The organism is Streptosporangium sandarakinum, assembly GCF_050942225.1.
Taxonomy (GTDB): domain Bacteria; phylum Actinomycetota; class Actinomycetes; order Streptosporangiales; family Streptosporangiaceae; genus Streptosporangium; species Streptosporangium nondiastaticum.
On the sequence record NZ_CP192034.1, the window covers coordinates 7,035,689 to 7,057,749 of the forward strand.

Annotated in this window: 16 protein-coding genes; 11 read left to right on the top strand and 5 right to left on the bottom strand. The window is 70.7% G+C overall.

Annotated elements, in window-relative coordinates; genetic code table 11:
• Window positions 1-194: 194 nt before the first annotated feature.
• From ACQP10_RS32205 to ACQP10_RS32215, 3 genes are all read right to left on the bottom strand, one after another.
• The gene (locus tag ACQP10_RS32205) at window positions 195-1,202 is read right to left on the bottom strand and encodes a hypothetical protein (RefSeq protein ID WP_433540270.1); all 1,008 of its coding nucleotides are present in this window, start codon (window positions 1,200-1,202) and stop codon (window positions 195-197) included.
• A 190-nt stretch (window positions 1,203-1,392) separates the two neighbouring features.
• A complete protein-coding gene (locus ACQP10_RS32210) occupies window positions 1,393-1,899 on the bottom strand; it encodes a flavin reductase family protein (RefSeq protein WP_346019107.1) in 507 nt (168 codons plus the stop codon).
• Window positions 1,900-2,149: 250 nt separating this feature from the next.
• Window positions 2,150-3,193, bottom strand: coding sequence for an MBL fold metallo-hydrolase (locus ACQP10_RS32215; protein WP_433540271.1), 1,044 nt, complete (start codon window positions 3,191-3,193; stop codon window positions 2,150-2,152).
• A gap of 117 nt (window positions 3,194-3,310) precedes the next feature.
• On the opposite strand from ACQP10_RS32215, the gene ACQP10_RS32220 reads away from it, so the two are divergent.
• The 7 genes from ACQP10_RS32220 (at window position 3,311) to ACQP10_RS32250 (ending at window position 13,216) form a co-directional block, all read left to right on the top strand.
• Complete coding sequence (locus ACQP10_RS32220) at window positions 3,311-4,204, top strand: glutathione S-transferase family protein (protein ID WP_346019106.1); 894 nt, start codon at window positions 3,311-3,313, stop codon at window positions 4,202-4,204.
• 303 nt (window positions 4,205-4,507) lie between these two features.
• Complete coding sequence (locus tag ACQP10_RS32225; protein ID WP_433540272.1) at window positions 4,508-7,045, top strand: glycoside hydrolase family 9 protein; 2,538 nt, start codon at window positions 4,508-4,510, stop codon at window positions 7,043-7,045.
• Between the two features lie 24 nt (window positions 7,046-7,069).
• Window positions 7,070-7,249, top strand: a complete 180-nt coding sequence (locus ACQP10_RS32230) for a hypothetical protein (RefSeq protein ID WP_433540273.1) — start codon at window positions 7,070-7,072, stop codon at window positions 7,247-7,249.
• 179 nt (window positions 7,250-7,428) lie between these two features.
• On the top strand, window positions 7,429-11,115 hold the full coding sequence (locus ACQP10_RS32235; RefSeq protein ID WP_399500283.1) for a multifunctional oxoglutarate decarboxylase/oxoglutarate dehydrogenase thiamine pyrophosphate-binding subunit/dihydrolipoyllysine-residue succinyltransferase subunit: 3,687 nt from the start codon (window positions 7,429-7,431) through the stop codon (window positions 11,113-11,115).
• Window positions 11,116-11,273: 158 nt separating this feature from the next.
• Window positions 11,274-11,450 (top strand): DUF6104 family protein, encoded by a 177-nt coding sequence (locus ACQP10_RS32240; protein WP_179825154.1) that lies wholly within the window; start codon window positions 11,274-11,276, stop codon window positions 11,448-11,450.
• Window positions 11,451-11,633: 183 nt separating this feature from the next.
• Window positions 11,634-12,431: a DUF4097 family beta strand repeat-containing protein gene (locus ACQP10_RS32245; protein ID WP_179825155.1), complete on the top strand. Its 798-nt coding sequence runs from the start codon at window positions 11,634-11,636 to the stop codon at window positions 12,429-12,431.
• Window positions 12,428-13,216, top strand: a complete 789-nt coding sequence (locus ACQP10_RS32250) for a helix-turn-helix transcriptional regulator (RefSeq protein WP_346019102.1) — start codon at window positions 12,428-12,430, stop codon at window positions 13,214-13,216. The genes ACQP10_RS32245 and ACQP10_RS32250 overlap by 4 nt, the downstream gene beginning before the upstream one ends.
• A 42-nt stretch (window positions 13,217-13,258) precedes the next feature.
• Here the strand turns inward: ACQP10_RS32250 and ACQP10_RS32255 are convergent, their stop codons facing one another.
• The gene (locus ACQP10_RS32255; protein ID WP_179825159.1) at window positions 13,259-14,221 is read right to left on the bottom strand and encodes a zinc-binding dehydrogenase; all 963 of its coding nucleotides are present in this window, start codon (window positions 14,219-14,221) and stop codon (window positions 13,259-13,261) included.
• A 386-nt stretch (window positions 14,222-14,607) separates the two neighbouring features.
• On the opposite strand from ACQP10_RS32255, the gene ACQP10_RS32260 reads away from it, so the two are divergent.
• Entirely contained in the window at window positions 14,608-15,729 is a 1,122-nt protein-coding gene (locus ACQP10_RS32260) for a trypsin-like serine peptidase (protein ID WP_346019101.1), read from the top strand.
• A gap of 276 nt (window positions 15,730-16,005) precedes the next feature.
• Here ACQP10_RS32260 and ACQP10_RS32265 read toward each other — a convergent pair whose 3' ends face one another.
• The gene (locus ACQP10_RS32265; RefSeq protein ID WP_346019100.1) at window positions 16,006-16,761 is read right to left on the bottom strand and encodes an SSI family serine proteinase inhibitor; all 756 of its coding nucleotides are present in this window, start codon (window positions 16,759-16,761) and stop codon (window positions 16,006-16,008) included.
• 416 nt (window positions 16,762-17,177) lie between these two features.
• On the opposite strand from ACQP10_RS32265, the gene ACQP10_RS32270 reads away from it, so the two are divergent.
• From ACQP10_RS32270 to ACQP10_RS32280, 3 genes are all read left to right on the top strand, one after another.
• The gene (locus tag ACQP10_RS32270; RefSeq protein ID WP_346019099.1) at window positions 17,178-18,737 is read left to right on the top strand and encodes a hypothetical protein; all 1,560 of its coding nucleotides are present in this window, start codon (window positions 17,178-17,180) and stop codon (window positions 18,735-18,737) included.
• A gap of 220 nt (window positions 18,738-18,957) precedes the next feature.
• Window positions 18,958-20,169 (top strand): trypsin-like serine peptidase, encoded by a 1,212-nt coding sequence (locus ACQP10_RS32275; RefSeq protein WP_346019098.1) that lies wholly within the window; start codon window positions 18,958-18,960, stop codon window positions 20,167-20,169.
• 123 nt (window positions 20,170-20,292) lie between these two features.
• A complete protein-coding gene (locus ACQP10_RS32280) occupies window positions 20,293-21,453 on the top strand; it encodes a trypsin-like serine peptidase (RefSeq protein ID WP_433540274.1) in 1,161 nt (386 codons plus the stop codon).
• Window positions 21,454-22,061: the final 608 nt, after the last annotated feature.

The window sequence follows — 22,061 nt, forward strand, 5'->3', positions numbered from 1 at the left end:
GATAATCACCTTTTATCGACAGACCGATGGCGAAACGGTCGCACCCGCGGCGTGCCGGCCCGGTACGGCGGTCGTCCAATTCCGGAACCGGCGCGCTTATCCCCGGGGAGCCGCTCCCGCCGCGTTCGGTTCCCGCCGCCGATGTCATTTCCGGCGTCCGTTCTCCGCCCCGGGGACGCGACCCGGGGCGGGGCTCAGAACAGCCAGTCGAGCAGGCCGCCGTGCCGTCCCCTCTCGGGCGGCGGGTTCTGGGCCGGCACGGTGGTCTCGGCCGGTCCGGAGGGCTGCGCGGGCTGGGAGGTCTGCTCGGGCGCGGTGCTCTGCCGGGAGTCGGGCGTCTCGGCCGACGGGGCGGAGGTGACACGCGGCCGGTGGTCGATGTCGCGCTGTTCCTCGCGTTCCCGGGTGGGCTTCGGGGTGTGCCGCGCCGTCGGCGTGGCGCGCGCCGGTTCCGGGCGGGGAGCCCTGGTCCGGGGCGCGACGGGGCGGGAGGTCTCCGGCGCGGCGGTGGCCCGCTCCTCGGCGGGGGACGGCGTGGTCTCCGCGGGCCGCGCCCGCTCCTTCGCCGCCTTCGTCGGCGCGTCGGCGGGTGCCCCGGGCAGCTCGGCCTTCACGCACCGGCCGTTCGCGGAGCACCCGGCCTCGGGCATCGAGTCGCCCACGGACGACAGGAACCAGCCCCCGGCGAGACCCACCGCCACGACACCCGTGACGGCCGCCAGCAGGAGCCTGCCCCGGCGCCGGGGTCCGCCGTCGCCGTCGGGGCCCCACATCGCGACGGCCACGTCACGGTCGGAGTCCCGGTCCGCCGTGGCCGCCGCGTCGCGGCCGGGCGTCCACCCGGCCGTGGACGATCTGTCCGTTCCGGCCGCTCCGGCCACCCCGACGGCATCGGGCTCCGCGAGCCCGTCACGCCGGTCGTCGTCATCGGGCATCGGATCCGGGGAACCGGTGCGACGGGCCGCCTCGGGCCCCGTGGGCGCCATGGGCTCCGTGGGCTTCGTGGGCGCCATGGGCTCCGTGGATCCGCCCCGGCCGCCGTCCACGCCGTCCGCTCCCTGCTCCTCCACCAGGACCCATCCGTCCGACAGCACGTCCCCCGCCGGGGGCGCCGCCTCCTGCGGCCGCGCGACCGGTTCGATGGGACCGGTCCGCTCGCTGGCGTCCTCGCCGTACGGCTCCTGATCGGGGTGGTGCCGCATGACATACGGTCTGGATAGGTTCTCCGGTGCCACAACGTCCCTCTCCGGGATGAATTTCGGTCCTGGGATTTCCTAGCAGACTTCACAGGGATCTGTCCGAAAAATCCACCCGTATAGGTGATCGCTGCCGATGGCGCCGCGTCATCGCCGGGAGACGTCGCGTCCCGGTCCGGGGACGCCCGCCCGCGGCTCAGGAATGCGGGACGAAGTGGCCGAAGCGGCCGCGATGGTAGAGGAGGGGCAGTCCCCCGGGATCGATGTGGGCCTCGGCGACCAGGCCCACGACCAGCACGTGGTCACCGATGTCCACGGTCGAGTGGAGCGCGCACACCAGGTGGGCCGACACCCCGGCCAGCAGCGGCACCCCCGGCGGGGCGAGTTCCCAGACGGTGGGGGCGGCGAAGCGGTCGACGCCCCGGCTCGCGAAGCGGGCGGCCAGCTCCGCCTGGTCGCCGGCCAGGACGTTCACCGCGAAGCAGCCCGCCTCGCGGAGCCTGGGCCAGGTCTTCGACTCCCGGCCGACGTAGAAGGAGACCAGCGGCGGCTCAAGGCTGACCGAGGAGAACGAGGTGGCCGTCAGCCCGACGGGGCCCTCCTCGCACTGCGCGGTGATCACGACGACCCCCGCCGCGTGCAGGGCCAGCGCCCGCCGGAACCGCTGGGCGTCGATCGCCCGGCCTGAGATGGCCTCGGTCACCGTTCCTCCTCGTCTTCTCCGACGTCACGCCCGCCCGCCCATAACCCGGTACCAGCGCCATATCTTCCCGAAGTGCCGTAAATCTCCCCCGAATCGGATGTCCGAGAGTGGACCCGGAACCGGCCACTCCGGGCATCGGCGGTGCGGGCGGGCGGCCGTCACCCGGGCGGGGACCGCACCGGGAAGGCCGTCACCACACCGCGCCCCGGACTCGGGCGCCGCCCGGCCGGGGACGGCGTCCGGCGGGGACTCAGGCGGGGAACCAGAGATCGGGCTCGCCGGCGACCCGGCGCAGCCGCCCGGCGACCTCCAGCCACACCAGGTGCGCCAGCGTCTCGTTGTTGGCCCCCCGCCGCATGTACGACGGGATGCTCTCCCACGGCCGCGACCACGTCAGCCGGGTCGCCGTCTCCCAGCAGGAGATCCCGTCCGCCGCGCCGACCACCGTCTCGATCTCGGCCAGCCGCTCGTGGTGGTGGGCGATCACGTCGCCGACCCGGCCGGCCAGCTCCAGGAAGCGGTACTCGTGCGCGGGCAGCACCTCCTCCACGTCGAGCCGGCCCACCGCCGCCAGCGCCTCCAGGTAGTCGGCGAGCGGGTTGGGCCCGGACTGCGGGTGGACGGCGACGATCGGCGTGATCCGGGGCAGCACGTGGTCGCCGGAGAACAGCAGCCGCCGCTCCGGCTCGGCGAAGCACAGGTGGCCCGGCGAGTGGCCGGGCGTCCACACCGCCCGCAGGTCCCAGCCGGGCAGGTCGAGGCGTTCGCCGTCCTCGATCAGCCGGTCGGGCTTGGCCATGCTCACGAAGCGCCGGATCATCATGGAGGCCCCGGCCAGCTCGTCCAGGGACGGCTCCGGCACCCCGGACCGCGCCAGCAGGCCGCGCTCGCGCCGTACGAGGTCGCCGACCATGCTCTCGTCGTAGCGGCCGGCCAGCAGCCGGGCGTCCGCCGGGTGCAGGCCGATCCACGCGCCCGACGCCTCGCGGACCCGCCCCGCCAGCCCGTAGTGGTCGGGGTGCATGTGGGTCACCAGGACCGCCCGGACGTCGGTGATCTCGTATCCGGCGACCCCCAGCCCGGCGACCAGCGCGCCGTACGCCTCGTCGGTGTCCCACCCGGCGTCCACGATCGCCACCCCGCCGGGGAGTTCGAGGGCGTAGACCAGCACGTAGCGCAGGGGGTTGATCGGGATCGGCACCGGGATCGACCACACCCCCGGCCGCACCCGCTCCACCTCGGGGAAACCCCCGCTCCGCCACGCCTCGCGCTGGGCCTCGCTCGCCGGAGTCACCGTCTCTCTCCTCATGTCCCGCCGCATCTCCCGCCTCTCCCTTCGTCACCCCGCCTCTCCCGTGATTCTGCCGGGTTACCGAACGATGTTCTACTGCGGTGCCGTACGGTCGGAAGCATGGACCTGGCACGCGAGACCTCCGACACCGGGCGCTTCGTCCGGCAGCCGAACCGGTTCACCACGCGGATCGAGGAGGGCGGGGAGCACCCGCCCGAGCCCGGCCGCTACCGGATCTACGCCTCCTACGCCTGCCCGTGGGCGCACCGCTCGCTCATCGTGCGCGAGCTGCTCGGCCTCCAGGACGTCGTCGGCGTGACGATCGTCGACCCGATCCGCGACGAGCGGGGCTGGCGGATCCCCGGCGGCGACCCCGTCACCGGCGCGGAGTTCCTCTCCGAGCTCTACCTCGCGACCGACCCCGGCTTCGAGGGCCGCTACACCGTGCCCTGCGTCTGGGACACCAAGGCCGGGGTCCTGGTCACCAACGACTACCCGCAGATCACGCTGACCCTGGAGACCGCCTTCGCGCCCTGGCACGCCGAGGGCGCCCCCGACCTGTACCCGGTCGCGCTGCGCGCGGAGATCGACGAGCTGAACGACCGGATCTTCCACGGCCTCAACAACGGCGTCTACCGCGCCGGGTTCGCCACCTCACAGGAGGCGTACGAGGAGGCGGTCACCGACGTGTTCGACACGCTCGGCGCGCTGGAGCGGCGGCTCGCCGACCGCCCCTATCTGCACGGCGACGCCCTCACCGAGAGCGACGTACGGCTCTACCCGACGCTCGCCCGGTTCGACGCGGTCTACCACTCGCACTTCAAGTGCTCGGTGCGGCGGCTGACCGACCATCCGGCGCTGTGGGCCTACGCCCGCCGCCTGTACGCGATCCCGGCCTTCCGCGACACGACGGACTTCGACCACATCAAGCGGCACTACTTCGTGACGCAGCGGAACATCAACCCCACCGGCATCGTCCCCCGGGGCCCCGAGATCGACTGGACGGCGCCCTGACCGCCGGACCGGCCCGCACCCGCCGCCGCGCGGGCGGACCCTGATCGCCCGGCCGGTCCACTGACCGCCGGGCCGGGCGGTCCCCCTCGGCCGGTCGCCGCCCGGCCGGGCTCCGCGTGAAAGTTTCACCGGGCGGGCCGCCGTCGGGCCGGTCAGCGGGCGCGCCGGGGCCGGGCCGTTGACGCCCCGGGAAACACGCTGGAACCATCGGCGCGTCCCATCCGTGGGAACGCTCCCACCACCCTCTCGGATCGTCCCCGGTTCCCGAGCACCCGCTGACCGCGCGCCCCCGAAGGACACCACGTGATCAGACCCCCCGCCTGGCTCGCCCTCGCCGTGGCCGCCGCCGCGGTGACCCTCTCCGCGGTGCCCGCCACCGCCGCCGCCGAGGAGGGTCCGGAGCAGATCCCCAACGGCACCTTCGACACCGGCTCGGCCCCCTGGTGGAGCACCGCCAACACCGCGCTGAAGGTCGAGGGCGGCCGGCTCTGCGCGGACGTCCCCGGCGGCACCGTCAACCCCTGGGACGTCATCGTCGGGATCAACGACATCCCGCTGGTCAAGGACGAGACCTACGCGTTCTCGTTCTTCGCCGCCGCCGACCCCGGGCACGTCGCCAAGGCCATCGTCCAGATGCCCTCCGACCCCTACACCGCCTACCTGTCGGCCAACCCCGAGCTGAGCGTGTCGGGCAACGGCTACGCCTACACCTTCACCTCCCCCGTCGACCAGCCGAAGGCCCAGGTGGTCTTCCAGCTCGGCGGCGGCGCCACGCCCTGGCGCTTCTGCCTGGACGACGTCTCCCTCAAGGGCGGCGCCGAGCCCGACGTCTACAAGCCCGACACCGGCCCGCGGGTCCGGGTGAACCTGGTCGGCTACCTCCCCTCCGGGCCGAAGAACGCCACCCTGGTCACCGAGCGGACCGAGCCGGTGACCTGGCGCCTGAGGAAGGGCGACGAGGTCGTCGCGACCGGCGAGACCACCCCGCGCGGGACGGACGCCACTTCCGGCCAGAACGTCCACTCCGTCGACTTCGGCTCCTTCACCGCCGCCGGGACCGGCTACACGCTGGAGGCCGACGGCGAGACCAGCCGCCCCTTCGACATCGGCCGCGACCTCTACGACCGGCTGCGCGACGACGCGCTGAAGTTCTACTACCCCCAGCGCAGCGGCGTCGAGATCCGCGACGACCTCCGCCCCGGGTACGGCAGGCCCGCCGGCCACCTGGGCGTCGCGCCGAACCAGGGCGACGTGAAGGTGCCCTGCCAGCCGGGCGTCTGCGACTACTCCCTCGACGTCAGCGGCGGCTGGTACGACGCCGGCGACCACGGCAAGTACGTCGTCAACGGCGGCATCTCGGTCCACCAGCTCATGTCGGCCTTCGAGCGGGCCGCGGCGACGGGCGTCTTCGCCGACGGGCAGCTGGACATCCCCGAGAGCGGCAACGGGGTGCCCGACATCCTCGACGAGGCCCGCTGGGAGCAGGAGTTCCTGCTCAGCATGCAGGTCCCGGACGGAAAGCCGCACGCCGGGATGGCCCACCACAAGATCCACGACGCCAACTGGACCGGTCTGCCGCTGCTCCCGCACCGCGACCCGCAGAAGCGCGAGCTGCACCCGCCGTCCACCGCCGCCACCCTCAACCTGGCCGCCACCGCCGCCCAGGCCGCCCGGCTGTTCGCGCCGTACGACGCCGCGTTCGCCGAGCGCAACCTCAGGGCCGCCCGCAGGGCGTGGGCCGCGGCCAAGGCCGAGCCCGACCGCTACGCCAGCCCCTCCGACGGCGTGGGCGGCGGCGCCTACGAGGACGCCGACGTGACCGACGAGTTCTACTGGGCGGCGGCCGAGCTGTACATCACCACCGGCGAGAAGGAGTTCGCCGACCACGTCCTCGCCTCCCCGCTGCACAAGGCCGACATATTCCATCCCGAGGGCTTCAACTGGGGTAGCGTCGCCCAGCTCGGCCGCCTGGACCTGGCCACCGTGCCGAACGGCCTGCCGGGCCGCGACGCCGTCCGGGCGTCGGTCCTGGCGGGCGCGGACAAGTACCTCGCCATCCAGAAGGCGCAGCCGTACGGCATGCCGTACGGCCCGGCGCGCTTCGAGTGGGGCTCCAACAGCCAGGTGCTGAACAACGCGGTCGTGCTGGCCGTCGCCCACGACCTGAGCGGCGAGGCGAAGTACCGCGACGGGGCGGTGGAGACGATGGACTACATCCTCGGCCGCAACGCGCTCAACCAGTCGTACGTCACCGGCTACGGCGAGGTCTCCTCGCACAACCAGCACAGCCGCTGGTACTCCCACCAGCTCGACCCGTCCCTGCCCGAGCCGCCGCGCGGCACCCTGGCCGGCGGCCCGAACTCCGGCCTCCAGGACCCGGTGGCCCAGGCCAAACTGCGCGGCTGCGCCCCGCAGTTCTGCTACATCGACGACATCGAGTCCTGGTCGACCAACGAGCTGACCATCAACTGGAACGCCCCGCTGGCCTGGGTGGCGTCCTTCGTCGCCGACGACGCCCCCGCGGCCTCGTGCGAGGTCGCCTACACCCGGCACGGCGCCTGGCCCGACGGCTTCACCGCCCAGGTCACCCTCCGCAACACCGGCGCGAAGGCGATCGAGGGCTGGACGCTGAAGTGGTCCTTCCTCGGCGGCCGGAAGATCACCGGCGCCTGGAGCGCGGCGGTCGACCAGAAGGGCTCGGCGGTCACCGCGCGGAACCTCGACTGGAACAGGAAGATCGCTCCTGGCGCGTCGGTCACCTTCGGGTTCAACGGCAGGTCCGCCCCGGGCGCCGACCCGGCCCCCGAGCGGTTCCTCCTCAACGGCGCGCCCTGCCGCTGAGCGTCCCCTCCCGGCCCCTCCCCGGTGCGCCCGCCGGGGAGGGACGAGGAGACGACCGACGCGCTGTTCCTGCTGGAGCGGCTCGAACCCATGACGATCGGGGAGCCGACCGCCGCCGGCGAGGAGCCGGCCGGGCTCCTGCGGGCCGTCAGCCCCGGCGCGCGCGTCGAGACGAGGATCATCGGACCCGCCGACGGCGAGTGACGAGGATCGCATCTCCCTGACAACGCCCTCCAGCGTGACCGTTTTCGACTACCCTGGGAAGATCGGACGGCGACCTGCCGTCGGAATGGCGCAGGTCCGGGTCCAGGCGAGTAGCCTTGGACCGGTTCTCCATCCTCAACATCATCAACGCCGATCTGCGGAAGAGGGCGATTTCCGCCGTGTCGTCTGAGTCGTCGCGGACAAACCCGCTGGCAGCCTTTGGTCAGAACGAATGGCTGGTCGACGAGCTGTACCAGAAGTACCTCCAGGATCCCGAGTCCGTCGACCGGGCCTGGTGGAACTTCTTCGCCGACTACACCCCAGACTCCGGGGCCGGCCGTGCCGCGCCCCAGGGCACGGCACCCGCCGCGCCCACCACCCCCACCCCGGCTGCGGCCCCGGCGACCCCGGCCCCCGCACCGGCAGCCCCCGCGCCGAAGGCGGCGGCCCCCGCGGCCGCCACGACCACCCCGGCGGCCAAGACCAAGCAGGAGACGAGCGTGCCCGCCGCCGGCGCCGAGGAAGTCCGACTCCGAGGGGCCGCCGCCCGTACGGCGGCCAACATGGAGGCCAGCCTCCATGTGCCCACGGCGACCAGCGTCCGCGCGGTCCCGGCGAAGCTGCTCATCGACAACCGCATCGTGATCAACAACCATCTGTCGCGCGGTCGCGGCGGCAAGGTGTCGTTCACGCACCTGATCGGCTTCGCGGTCGTCAAGGCCCTCGCGGCCCTGCCGGAGATGAACCAGTCCTACTCCGAGGTCGACGGCAAGCCGGTGCTGGTCAAGCCCGAGCACGTCAACCTCGGCCTGGCGATCGACATCCAGAAGGGTGACACCCGCCAGCTCCTCGTGCCGTCCATCAAGGGCGCCGAGACCATGGACTTCCGCCAGTTCTGGGTCGCCTACGAGGAGATCGTCCGCAAGGCCCGCGGCGGCAAGCTCGCCGTCGAGGACTTCGCGGGCACCACGATCTCCCTGACCAACCCGGGCACGATCGGCACCGTCCACTCGGTGCCGCGCCTGATGCCGGGCCAGGGCACCATCATCGGCGTCGGCGCGATGGAGTACCCCGCCGAGTACCAGGGCGCCTCCCCCGAGACGCTCTCCCGGCTCGCGGTGAGCAAGGTCATGACGCTCACCAGCACCTACGACCACCGGATCATCCAGGGCGCCCAGTCGGGTGACTTCCTGCGCCAGATCCACCGCCTGCTCCTGGGTGAGGAGGGCTTCTACGACGAGATCTTCGAGGCCCTGCGCATCCCCTATGAGCCGGTCCGCTGGGTCCAGGACATCTCGACCACCCACGACGACGACGTGGCCAAGTCCGCCCGGGTCCTGGAGCTGATCCACGCCTTCCGGGTCCGCGGCCACCTCATGGCCGACACCGACCCGCTGGAGTACAAGCAGCGCAAGCACCCCGACCTCGACATCAAGTCGCACGGGCTGACCCTGTGGGACCTTGAGCGCGAGTTCGCCACCGGCGGTTTCGGCGGCCGCCCGCTGATGCGGCTGCGCGAGATCCTCGGCGTGCTGCGCGACTCCTACTGCCGCACCATCGGCGTGGAGTACATGCACATCCAGAACCCCGAGGAGCGGGCCTGGATCCAGGCCCAGGTGGAGCGCCCGCACGCCAAGCCCGACCGGGCCGAGCAGCTGCGCGTCCTGGAGCGCCTGAACACCGCCGAGGCGTTCGAGACGTTCCTGCAGACCAAGTACGTCGGCCAGAAGCGGTTCTCGCTGGAGGGCGGCGAGTCGCTGATCCCGCTGCTCGACTCGGTGCTGAGCGCCGCCGCCGACGACAGGCTCGACGAGGCCGTCATCGGCATGGCCCACCGCGGCCGCCTGAACGTCCTGGCCAACATCGTGGGCAAGTCCTACGGCCAGATCTTCGGCGAGTTCGAGGGCAACATCGACCCGCGCACCGCCCACGGCTCCGGCGACGTGAAGTACCACCTGGGCGCCACCGGCGACTTCGTCTCGGCCGACGGCTCCAAGCTGAAGACCTCGGTCGTGGCCAACCCCTCCCACCTGGAGACGGTCGACCCGGTCCTGGAGGGCGTGGTCCGCGCCAAGCAGGACCTGCTGGAGCGCGGCGAGGAGGGCTTCACCGTCCTGCCGGTGCTGGTCCACGGCGACGCGGCCTTCGCCGGCCAGGGCGTGGTGGCCGAGACGCTGAACCTGTCGCAGCTGCGCGGCTACCGCACCGGCGGCACCGTGCACATCGTGGTCAACAACCAGGTCGGCTTCACCACCTCCCCGGCCTCGTCCCGGTCGTCGGTCTACGCCACCGACGTCGCCCGGATGGTCCAGGCGCCGATCTTCCACGTCAACGGCGACGACCCCGAGGCCGTGGTCCGGGTCGGGCGGCTGGCGTTCGAGTACCGCCAGGCGTTCCGCAAGGACGTCGTCATCGACCTGATCTGCTACCGCCGCCGCGGCCACAACGAGAGCGACAACCCGAGCTTCACCCAGCCGCTGATGTACGACCTGATCGACGCCAAGCGGTCGGTGCGCAAGCTCTACACCGAGGCGCTGATCGGCCGGGGCGACATCACGGTGGAGGAGGCCGAGGGCGCGCTGCGCGACTACCAGGCCAAGCTGGAGAACGCCTTCGCCGAGACCCGCTCCGCCGGCGAGACCACGGGCGAGTTCACCCGCCCGGTCGACGTCGACGGCGCCATCGAGTGGTCCCACGACGACGTCCCGACGGCCGTCACCGAGGAGACCGTCAAGCGGATCGTCGACACCCAGCTCAACCTCCCCGAGGGCTTCACCATCCATCCGCGCCTGCTGCCGGTCATCCAGCGCCGCGGCCAGATGGTCGCCGAGGACCGCATCGACTGGGGCATGGGCGAGACCCTGGCCTTCGGCTCGCTGCTGATCGACGGCCACCCGGTCCGCCTGGTCGGCCAGGACTCCCGGCGCGGCACCTTCGTCCAGCGGCACGCCGTGCTGGTCGACCGCCTCACCGGCGAGGAGCACACCCCGCTCAAGACGTTCAACAACGGCACGACGAAGTTCTACGTCTACGACTCGCTGCTCAGCGAGTACGCCGCCCTCGGCTTCGAGTACGGCTACAGCGTGGAGCGCCCCGACGCGCTGGTGTGCTGGGAGGCCCAGTTCGGTGACTTCGTCAACGGCGCGCAGTCCGTCATCGACGAGTACATCACCGCGGGTGAGCAGAAGTGGGGCCAGCGTTCCGGCGTGACCCTGCTGCTGCCGCACGGCTACGAGGGCCAGGGTCCCGACCACTCGTCGGCCCGCATCGAGCGCTTCCTGCAGATGTGCGCCTACGACAACATGACCGTGGCCCAGCCGACCCTGCCGGCCAACTACTTCCACCTGCTGCGCTGGCAGGCGAAGTCGAACCGGCACCGCCCGCTGGTGGTGTTCACGCCCAAGTCGCTGCTGCGGCACAAGGCCGCGACCTCGGCGGTCTCCGACTTCACCTCCGGGTCGTTCCGGCCGGTGGTGGGCGACGCCACGGTGCAGCCGGGCGACGTCCGCAAGGTCGTGCTCTGCTCCGGCAAGATCTACTACGACCTGGCGGCGGAGCGCGACTCGAAGGGCCGTACCGACGTGGCGATCGTCCGTCTGGAGCGGCTCTACCCGTTCCCGTCGAATCCGCTCGCGGCGGAGCTGGCGCGCTACGGCGACGGTGTCGAGCTGATCTGGGCGCAGGACGAGCCGCTCAACATGGGGCCGTGGCCGTTCCTGACGCTGAAGATGGCGGAGAAGCCCGACGTGTTCGGCGGGCGCCCGGTCAAGCGGGTCTCCCGCAGGGCCAACTCCTCCCCGGCGACCGGCTCGCACTCGGCGCACGAGCGGGAGCTGCGGCAGATCCTGGCGCAGGTCTTCGACTGATCGCCGTCCCGGCACAGGCCACAGGTCGGCCGTCTCCCGCTCCCGCCGGATGTTCGGGGGACGGGGCCGGACCTGGGCACAGCTTCCCGGAAGTCCCCCGCATGTTCCGTGCGGGGGACTTCCCCGTTACCGCGCCCCTTTCACATCCGAGGAGAACGATGTACTTCACCGATCGCGGCATCGAGGAGCTCGCCGACCGCCGTGGCGAGGAGGAGGTCAGCCTCGCCTGGCTGGCCGACCGGCTGCGCGAGTTCGTCGACCTGAACCCGGAGTTCGAGACCCCGGTGGAGCGGCTGGCCACCTGGCTCGCCCGCCTGGACGACGAGGACGACTGACCCGGCCGGCCGACCGGCCGTGACCCGGGCGGACGCCGAGCACGACTGCGGCGGACGGCGGGCCCGCCCCGGCGGATGATGGACGTGCCGGGCGCGGACGGCGGGAATGACCGGTTTCAACGCGACATATCTTGACCTTCACCAAGAACGCGACATATCGTGTTCCTCAAGGAGGTCACCGACATGCGGCAGTGGACCATCGAGAAACCCGGACAGCTCACCTTCGACGCGGTCAGCGGGCTCAACGTCCGGATCGTCGCGGGCAGGCTGGCGGTACTGGCCAGTGACGGCCCCGCCACCCTGGATGTCACCGACATCGACAGCCCGCCGTTGGTCGTCACCCACGACGACGACGGCACGCTCACCGTCACCTACCGCGACCTTACCTGGGAGAGCCTGCTGAGCCGGCTGTGGTCCAGGCGCCCGGAGGCCACGCTGACGCTGACCGTGCCCAGGGAGTGCCCGGTCGCCGTGGGAGTCGTCTCCGCCTCCGCGGTCGTCACCGGCTTCGAGAAGCGCACCTCGGTCAGGAGCGTCTCCGGGGAGATCGTGCTCGACGGCGTGAGCGGCGAGACCCACGCCGACACCGTCTCCGGCTCCGTCGAGAGCCGCGGCCTGGTCGGCGACCTGTCGGTCAAGAGCGTCTCCGGCGAACTGACCGTGGCCAAGGGCACGCCCCGCCGGCTACGCGCCAACACCGTCTCCGGCCGGATCACCGCCGACCTGGAGCTCCCGCCGACCGGCCACGTGACGCTGCACAGCGTCTCCGGCGACATCGTGCTCCGCCTGCCGCACGACGTCGCGGCCGACGTCACGATCCGTTCCACCTCCGGCAGGCTGGCCAGCGCCTTCACCGAGCTCGCCCAGTCCGGCCAGCCCGGGATCAGGACGCTCGGCGGCAGGCTCGGCGGCGGCATGGCGTCCCTGTCGGCGGCCACCGTCACCGCGGACGTCACGCTTCTGAAGGGAGAACAGGCATGAGCCCGGTCTTCGGCCACGGACGGCTCCGGCTGTACCTGCTGAAACTGCTCCAGGAGAGCCCCCGCCACGGTTACGAGGTGATCCGGCTGCTGCAGGACCGCTTCCTCGGCGTGTACTCCCCCTCCCCCGGCACGATCTACCCGCGCCTGGCCCGGCTGGAGGAGGAGGGCCTGGTCACCCACGAGGTGGTGAACGGCAAGAAGATCTTCACGATCACCGACCGGGGCCGCGAGGAACTGGACGCCCGGATGGACGAGCTCGCCGACCTGGAGCAGGAGATCTCCGACTCCGTCCGCGACATCGCCCGCGAGGTCAAGGAGGACGTGCGCGACACGGTCCGGTCGCTGCGCGAGGAGCTCACCCAGATGGCGCGCGACATGCGGCAGGGCACCGGGCAGCAGGGCGGCGCCCGCCGGGAGGACCGCGACGACCGCGACGACCGGCGCAACCAGCGCGAGGCCTGGCGGGAGCAGAAGGCCGAGTGGCAGCGCCAGAAGCAGGAATGGCAGCGTCAGAAGCAGGAGTGGCAACGGCAGAAGCAGGAGTGGCAGCAGCACGTCGGTGAGCTGAAGCAGGAATGGAAGCAGGAGTGGAAGCGCCTGTGGGCCGAGGGCTTCGCCGGTCATGAGCCGTCCGGTGACCCCCGGCTCGGGCAGATGCTGGCCGAGTTCGTCGAGGAGGTCCGCGCCGACGCGGCCGGCCGCCGGGTGACCGAGGAGACCCTGGCCACCGCGCAGGACGCGCTCTACGACGCCGCCCGCCGCATCCGCGACGCCCTGCGCTGACCTGCCGGTACGGCCGGCCGTCGCCGGCCGTACCGGAGCGGCTCAGCCCCCGGCGGTGAAGACGACCTTCCCGAAGAGGTCGCCCTTCTCCATGGCCGCGAACCCCTCGCGGGCCTCGGCCAGCGGGAGCGTCCGGTCGATCATCGGGCGTGCGCCGGTCTGCTCCAGGAACCGGGCGAGCCTGGCGAGCTGGTCGCGGGTGCCCATGGTCGAGCCGACCACGGACAGCTGGAGGAAGAACACCCGGTTCAGGTCGGCCGGCGGCACCGCGCCGCTGGTCGCTCCGGAGACCACGATCCGCCCGCCGGGCCGCAGCGACTTCAGCGAGTGGGCCCAGGTGGCCTGGCCGACGGTCTCCATCACCGCGTCCACCCGCTCGGGCAGCCGGGCTCCGCTCTCGAAGACCTGGTCGGCGCCCAGGTCGAGGGCGCGCGCCCGCTTCTCCTCCGAGCGGCTGGTGGCCCAGACCCGGTAGCCGCCCGCGCGGCCCAGCGCGATCAGCGCGGTCGCCACGCCGCCGCCCGCGCCCTGGACGAGCACGGTGGAGCCGGGCTCCAGACCGGCCTTGTCGAACAGCATCCGGTAGGCGGTCAGCCACGCGGTCGGCAGGCAGGCCGCCTCCTCGAACCCGAGGGCGGCGGGTTTGGGAACCAGGTTGCGCCGCGGTACGGCCACCCGCTCGGCGAAGGTGCCGTCGTACGTCTCCGACAGCAGCGACCGCCTCGGGTCGAGCGTCTCGTCGGGGCCGTCTCCGATCACCGCGTGGACGATGACCTCGTTGCCGTCCTCGTCGACTCCGGCGGCGTCGCAGCCCAGGACGATCGGCAGCCGATCCTGGCGGATGCCCACGCCCCGCAACGTCCACAGGTCGTGGTGGTTGAGCGCGGCGGCCCGGACCGTGACGGTGGTCCAGCCGTCGGGAACCTCGGGTTCGGGTCGCTCGCCGAGCGTCAGCCCGGCGAGGGGGTTGTCGGGGTCGGTCTGTGTGGCGGTTACGGCGAACATGGCCGCACCCTACGCCCCCGGACCGCGTCTCCCGCCGCACCCCGCCCGGCGGGTCCGGCGAGTTCGGTGGACCGGCCATGCCCGGAACCGCGTCACCCGAACGGTCTCACGTGTTCCCGGTTACCCGGGAAACGAATTCGGGCCAATGGTGAAGGTGGTGCGGCGGATATTTCAATCCAGCCCGGACAGGTGCCCCCACCAGGGGAAATACCTTTTCGCTAAACCATAACCAGTCGCTATTCAAATAACGTCTTCGCATCGGATGGAACCGTTCCAAACTTTTTCGCGTCATTTCATCGCCGAAGCCTTGATCAATTCAGTAGCGTTCCGAGCGTTTTCCTGGCGAGCGGAAGTCCCGACCCTCGCCGAGAACGAAAGGAGCTCCATTGAATTCCCGAGCACGGCGCCTCACGATCCCCCTCACCGGTGCACTCCTGGTCACCGGCGTGATCGGCGCCACCTCCGGCGCGCAGGCAAGCGCGTCATCCCCCGGCGACGTGGTGAGTTCCTCCGCCTCGGAGACCCCCGTCGAGGCCACCTCGTTCTGGTCACCGGAGCGGATGCGCCGGGCCACCGACGCCTCCCGCGACCTCGACCTGAGCGTCAAGGGCGGCACGGCCTCCAAGGCCGCCGGCCGGCCCGACGGCAAGGCCGGATCGGTCCCGCCGATCGGGCAGGAGGGCGGCAAGACCGCCAAGAGCAAGAGCGTCAACCTGCCCAACACCGTCGGCCGGGTCTTCTTCACCCTGCCCGGCGCCAACCCGGCGGACCCCAAGAGCTGGAAGTACTGCTCCGGCAGCTCGATCCAGGGCAAGTACCACAACCTGGTCGCCACCTCGGCGCACTGCGTCTACGACGTGAAGACCGACAAGTTCTACGACAACTGGGTCTTCATCCCCTCCTACTGGGACGGGGACCAGGCGTGGAACGGCAAGAACCCGTACGGCATCTACGCCGCCAAGTGGTTCAACGCGCACGACGACTTCGTGGTCAAGGAGGACTACGACTTCGACTACGCGTTCGTCAACGTCAGCTCCGGCTACAAGGTCGACTGGGAGAAGGGCTCCGACGGCAAGTGGAAGCCGACCATCAAGAACGTCGGCCGGCTCGGTGACAACGTCGGCGGCCAGGGCTTCGCCTGGAACCAGAAGGTGAAGAACGACATCTTCTCCTTCGGCTACCCGGCCGGCCTGCACCCCGACGGCGACAAGCCCTTCAGCGGGCGCACCATGAAGTGGTGCTACGGCACCGCGGCCGCCATGCCCGCCGCCCCGCAGTACAACATCCAGGAGCACGTCGGCTTCAAGTGCGCCTTCACCGCGGGCGCCAGCGGCGGTCCCTGGCTGCTGAAGTACAAGAACTCCACGCGAACCGGCTACATCAACGGCGTCAACAGCGTCGCGTGGGACACCGACAAGAACGACCGCTACGACAGGATCTCCTCGCCGTACTTCAACACCGACACCTACAAGGTCTACAAGGCCGCGGCCAACCGCTGGACCAAGTGACGCGAAACCCCGCCGGGCGGCCGCAAGGCCATTCGGCCGCCCGCCGTGACGAGGGGCCCGGTCTCCGTGGAGACCGGGCCCCTTCGCGGTCCGGGGGCCCGCGGCTTCGGGATTCCGCGGCCCTCACCCGGGGCTTGCGGTGCGCTGCGGCACCGGGGGTTCACGACGCCCTCGGGCATCGGCGCCTCGCGGCGCGGGGCGCCGCGAGGACACTCACGGGAACGGGACCCCCTTCTCCGGGGCCCGTACTCCCTCAGGTTCCGGTCGGGACGACTCCTAGAAGGCGAAGACCGAACCGGTGGTGGACCGCATCACGCAGGAGTTGCCGAAGGTGTGCTGGTACCTGATGGTGCGGCCGTCCCAGATGCCGCTCGCGGTCACGGTGACGGGGTCGTACTGCATCGTGCACGCCACCCCCGGTAGCGGCCGGAGCGCGGTGAACTCACCGTTGACCACGCTGAGCTGCCCGCACGCCTGAGCCCCCTGCGGGTGCGAGCCACGCGTCGGGTCGCAGACGAGCAGGGCGGACCGCGACGCGGCGGCCGAGAACCGCTCCCCCGGCGTGGCGGTCAGCACGAGCACCCGCATGTTCTCCGGTGACAGCAGGGGTGCCGGTCGGCGCGGGTCGGCCATGGACTGCGGGGCGACGGCGGGCCGCTGCTGCGCCACGGGAGCGGCGGGCGGCCGCTGGTCGGTGGCCGTTGGCCGGTGGTCGGTGGCCGGCGGTCGCTGCCGGCTCGCGGGTGGCCGCTGGTCGGTGGCGGGCGGCCGCTGGTCGGCGGCGCTGGGCGCGGCCGGTTCGATGCGGATGGTCTTCCAGGGGCGCCTGCGCCGGGGCGGTGCGGCGTTGCGCTGCCGCGTCCGCTGGACCCGCGGCGGAACGGGTTTCAGCGAGGCGGCTTCGGGTGTCCTGGAGACCCCGGTCTCCCGGGGCCCGGCGGTGGCGGTGGCGGCGGTCGCCGTCGCGGTGGTGAGCGCGGCGCTGGAGAGCAGGACGAGACCGGCGGCGGCCAGGCAGCGAACACGTGACATGGAACCCCCCGATGGACGGCGTTGCGTGGGCGGGCCGGAACGAGGTGACCGGCCTGACCGGGGGGATGGATCAAGGCTCTGAACTGCGGGAATGCTATAACGCCCGGCCGCTTCCTGTCTCGCGGCGACGCACCTTCCGGGAAAAGATCGTGGATCGTTCCCGCCTCGCGGCGGCGGCGTGACACCCCAGCTCAGCACGGTGTACGGCGGCCGCCGAGACAGTCGATCAAGACGAAGCAGATCAGACGCCGGTTCGCGACTTTCGGTTCCCCAGTTTTGGTAACGACCCTGTAACGGTCCCCCTTGACTGTCCGGTTTCTGTCTCTTTAAACCAACTTTGCCGAGTACGGTCTCCTCTTGTCTCTTTACGCATGCGTGAGTCAACCCGAGCGACTCATGACAAAGAAGGAGCTACTTTGAACTCCCGAGCCAAGCGCCTCGCCCTCCCCGCCGGTGGCGCCCTCGTCGCCGCCGCCGTGATCGCCGTGCCCCTCGCGGGCACCGCCCAGGCCGCGCCGAAGCCGGACGTCAAGTCGGCCGCGCTCACCCCGTCCGGTAACGCGAAGGCCATCGCGGCGTACTGGACCTCCTCCAAGCTGAAGTCGGCGAAGACCTTCACCGCCGACTCCACCATCTCCGCCAAGCTGACGAAGACCGGCGCCGCCAAGGCCGCCGCCGACGGCAAGGCCGGCCTGGTGGCCCCGACCGGCCCGGGCGGTAGCAAGTCCGCCGGCAGCTCGAAGAACGTGAACCTGCCCATCACCGTCGGCAAGGTCTTCTTCGTCGACGACAAGGGCCAGGAGCGCTGGTGCTCCGGCACCTCGATCCAGTCGAAGTTCCGCAACCTGGTGGCCACCGCCGGCCACTGCGTGTACGACACCGACACCAACAAGCCGTACGACAACTTCGTCTTCATCCCCGGCTACTACCAGGGCAAGGCCCCCTGGGGCATCTACGTCGGCGCCAAGGTCAACACCCACGACGACTTCACGATCTTCGAGGACTACGACTACGACTACGCCTTCGTCAACGTCTACAACGGCATCAAGCAGCAGCCCGAAAAGGAGGTCGACTACAAGACCTACAAGGCGCACGTCGACAAGGGCGGCGCGGGCCGCGAGGACGCCAGGACCGTCGACCGCCAGACCTACGAGGAGTGGACCAAGAAGGGCGGCCTCGGCAAGGTCGACGGAGTCGACAAGGAAGACCAGGTCGGCCCGCAGTACAAGGGCGCCATCGGCGTCGCGGTCGAGACCGACAAGGCCACCTGGGGCAAGGCCGCCAGCCGGGTCTTCGGCCTGCACGACGGCAAGGTGACCCTGCACGGCCAGGAGCTGGACCAGGACAAGTGGCCCAAGACCGGCGCCCGCCTGGAGCCTCGCGTCGAGCAGCTCACCAAGAACGAGTACGAGGCGTACAAGGGCCCGGGCGTCAAGCAGATCGACCGGCGGGGCAACTACACGGTCACCCACTACTACGTGATCAAGTACATCGCGAAGACCTCGTCCGCGAAGTACACCATCTTCCGGTACTACACCACGTACGTGACCGACGCCGGCCGCCTGGGTGACAACGTCGGCGGCCAGGGCGTGGCCTGGAACCAGAAGCTGGGCAAGAAGGTCTTCACCTTCGGCTACCCGACCCAGGGCCACCCCGACGGCAGCCGCCCCTACAGCGGCCAGACCATGAAGTGGTGCTACGGCACGACCGTCGCCGCCCCCGTGGTGTCGAAGTACAAGGCCCAGGAGCAGCAGGCCATCAAGTGCGCCTTCACCCCCGGCGCCAGCGGCGGCCCCTTCCTGCTGCAGTACAAGAACAGCAAGCGGACCGGCTACCTCAACGGCGTCGTGAGCCTGACGGTCGACAGCGACAACAACGACCGCTACGACCGGACGACCACGCCGTACTTCAACGGTGAGACCGCCGCCATCTACAAGCACGCCGCCAACCTCTGGACCGGGAAGCTCCCGTCCTAGTCCTCGCGGTGTGGAGCAGCGGAAGGGCCGGGTGCGCACACCCCGGCCCTTCCGGGTCTTGACGGGGCGCTTATGCGCCCGGCGGCAGGCTGGCAGGACGGCGGGCCAGAGCGAATCGGTCGGCCGACCTGCCCAAAACTGAATTGATCTGGAAAAATAGTTTTTTACAGCCTCCCCCGCCCCTCCGTCCCCAGCTCCGTCCCCCGAAAGGAAGCCCCTCATGTCCTCCCGCGTCCGGCGGCTCACGGCCACGCTCGGCGCGCTGTTCGCCGCCTGCGTGACGCTGGTGTCCGCGTTCGCCGGGAGCGCCGGGGCGGACGCGGTGGCCGCCCCCTGGTCGGGCACTCCCAGCGGCATCACCTCCGTCACGCTGACCAAGACCGACGCGGACATGAAGCGGATCGTGGAGTACTGGAGCCCGGCCCGGCTCAAGGCGGCCCAGAACAACACGCCCGCCGCCCCCGAGGTCAAGCCCAGCGGCGGCGCCACCTCCAGCGCGTCGGCGTCCCCCACGTCCAGCGCGAAGCCGAGCGCCACCGCGACGGCCGCGGGCGGGAGGCCCATCCCCGCCGGGGGTGCCGTCATCCCGGCGGCCGGCACGAGCTCCGGGAGCGCGAAGACGGCCAGGGCCGCCTCGTCCCCGGTCGTCAGCCCCACCTTCCCGAAGAAGAAGGCGCAGACCGGCGGCAACCCGGTCACCGTCGGCAAGGTCTTCTTCCGGATCGGCGACAAGGACTACTGGTGCTCCGCCTCGTCGGTGGCCGCCGCCAACCACCGGCTGGTCGCGACGGCCGCGCACTGCACCTATGACGCCAAGCAGGACAGGTTCGCCGAGTACTGGATCTTCATCCCCGGTTACGCCGACGGCGGCACGCCGTACGGCATCTACGTCGGTCACACGCTCAACCTGCACTCCAGCTTCATCGCCCAGGGTGACTACGACTACGACTACGCGTTCATCACCGTGCACGACGGGTTCCGCTGGAAGCCCGGCAGGACCGCCGGCAGCTACGTGATGGAGGACGTCGGCGCGCTGGAGGACAACGTCGGCGGCCAGGGCCTGATGGTCAACCGCGGCATCAATCTGTCCACCTTCGCCTTCGGCTACCCCGCGGCCCCGCAGATCGACGGCAGCAGGCCGTACGACGGCCGGACGATGAAGCGGTGCGACGGCCGCACCTACCGGGCCAACGCCCCGGCCCGCCTCGTGGACCGCGGCATCGCGCTCCGGTGCGGGTTCACCGCCGGAGCCAGCGGCGGCCCCTGGCTGATCTACTACGACCCCGCCAACGGCGTCGGCTACCTCAACGGCGTCAACAGTTTCGCCTGGGACACCGACACCGACAAGAAGTACGACCGCATCTCCTCGCCGTACTTCATGGCCTCGACATACGTCGTCTACCGCTGGGCCGCGCAGCAGACCGCGAGCTGAGATCCGGAGACGGACGAAGGGGACCGAACCCCCCTCGGTCCGCCAGATCTTGGTAGGTTGCCTCCTTGTCTTCCCGCAGTTTCCGGGTCATCCGGAAAACGGTGCAGAACAAGGAGCATGTCTGTGAAGCGTTCCCTCCTCCCCCTCGGCGGCGCCGCGCTCGTCCTCGGCCTGCTGGCCGGTGGTACGGCCGGCACCGCCCAGGCAGCCCCCGACTGGGCCACCGACTCCATGGCGACCAACAGCGCCTCGGCCGTCTCGGTCATCAACTTCTGGGCCGCCTCGAACTTCGCCGCCCTCAAGAGGGCCACGGCCTACAACCCCGATCCCGGCGGCGTGAGGATGAAGGCCGGCGGCGGCTTCTCCTCCGACGGGCGGCCCGGCAGCGTCGGTCCGACCGGCTCGGAGAGGCCGGCCCAGACCACCGTCAAGAACGTCAACCTGCCCCGCACGGTCGGCAAGGTGTTCTTCGTCGTCAACGGCCAGTACCGCTGGTGCACGGCCACCTCGATCCAGTCGAAGTACCGCAACCTCGTCGCCACCGCCGGTCACTGCGTCTACGACCCGGAGACCAACAGCGACACGATGGACAAGTGGGTCTTCGTCCCGGGTTACTACCAGGGCAAGGTGCCGTGGGGCATCTACGTCGGCAAGACCGCCTACACCCACTACGACTTCGCCAACTACGAGGACTACGACAAGGACTACGCCTTCGTCACCGTCTTCAACGGCGTGGCCTTCGACGGCGTCAAGCAGGTCAGCCGGAGCGACTTCCAGAAGTTCACCGGCCCCAAGTGGGGCGGTGGCGGTCGCTACTACATCCTGCGGTCCAAGGACGTCGGCGCGCTGGGCGACAACGTCGGCGGTCAGGGCGTCACCTGGAACCAGCCGACCGGCAAGCCCGTTTACGCCTTCGGCTACCCCGCGGCCCCGCACCCCGACGGCGACAAGCCCTTCAGCGGCGTGACGCCGAAGTACGTCTACGGCAAGCCGTCCGGCAAGGTCTACGTCTCCTCCGAGCACAAGGTCGAGGAGCACATGGGCCTCAAGGGCTCCTTCACCCCGGGCGCCGACGGTGGCCCGTGGCTGACGCAGTACAGCAGCGGCCGGCGGCTCGGTTACGTCAACGGCGTCACCAGCCTCTTCGGCGACCAGGACAAGAACGACCGCTACGACCTGATCACCTCGCCGTACTTCGACGGTGAGACGGCCGACATCTACCGCCAGGCCGCCTCCGTGTGGTCCGGCAAGATCGTCGGCCCGAACGGCGAGCTGTACCGGTAGGCCGTCCGTCCCTCGGGGCCCCTGGCGGGCACTGAGGGCCCTTCTCCACCCCATCCGACGGGGCCCGGCAGAGATCTCTGCCGGGCCCCGTCGGCGTTTCCGGGGATCGCGTGACGGGTTTACCGGGTTCCGGGCGGACTTCCGGGGCTTGCACGGCGGCATCCGGGAGGCGCGGAACCGAGCCGCCGAGAGCAGAAAACGGACTCTGAGCGAGGCTAAGGACGAACCGGACGGGGTCGGAAGGCGCACTCCGGGAGGTTGGAGACCCCACGGGGACGGGGATCGGGCGCGTTAGACGTGGTTCGGCCGGATTCGGTGCCATCGGTTCCATGTGATCTGCGTCACATTGACGCGATCACTAACCGCGATCGGACACTCACCCCACTTAGGGCGCGCCCGCTACGAGATCATGACTATCTGCGGAAACGGCTCCGGCAAACCCCAACCGTCACAACGGTTTCATCACACGCCGAAGGTAACGGAACGGTCTCGGCCCCGCCTATGCCCTTCTTACCCACCAAAGCGGCTTCCGATTCACAAGATCCGCCCTGTATGTTTCTGGCTATCCCTTTACTGACGCATGGGACGCAAGAAGCGTTCCACATCAG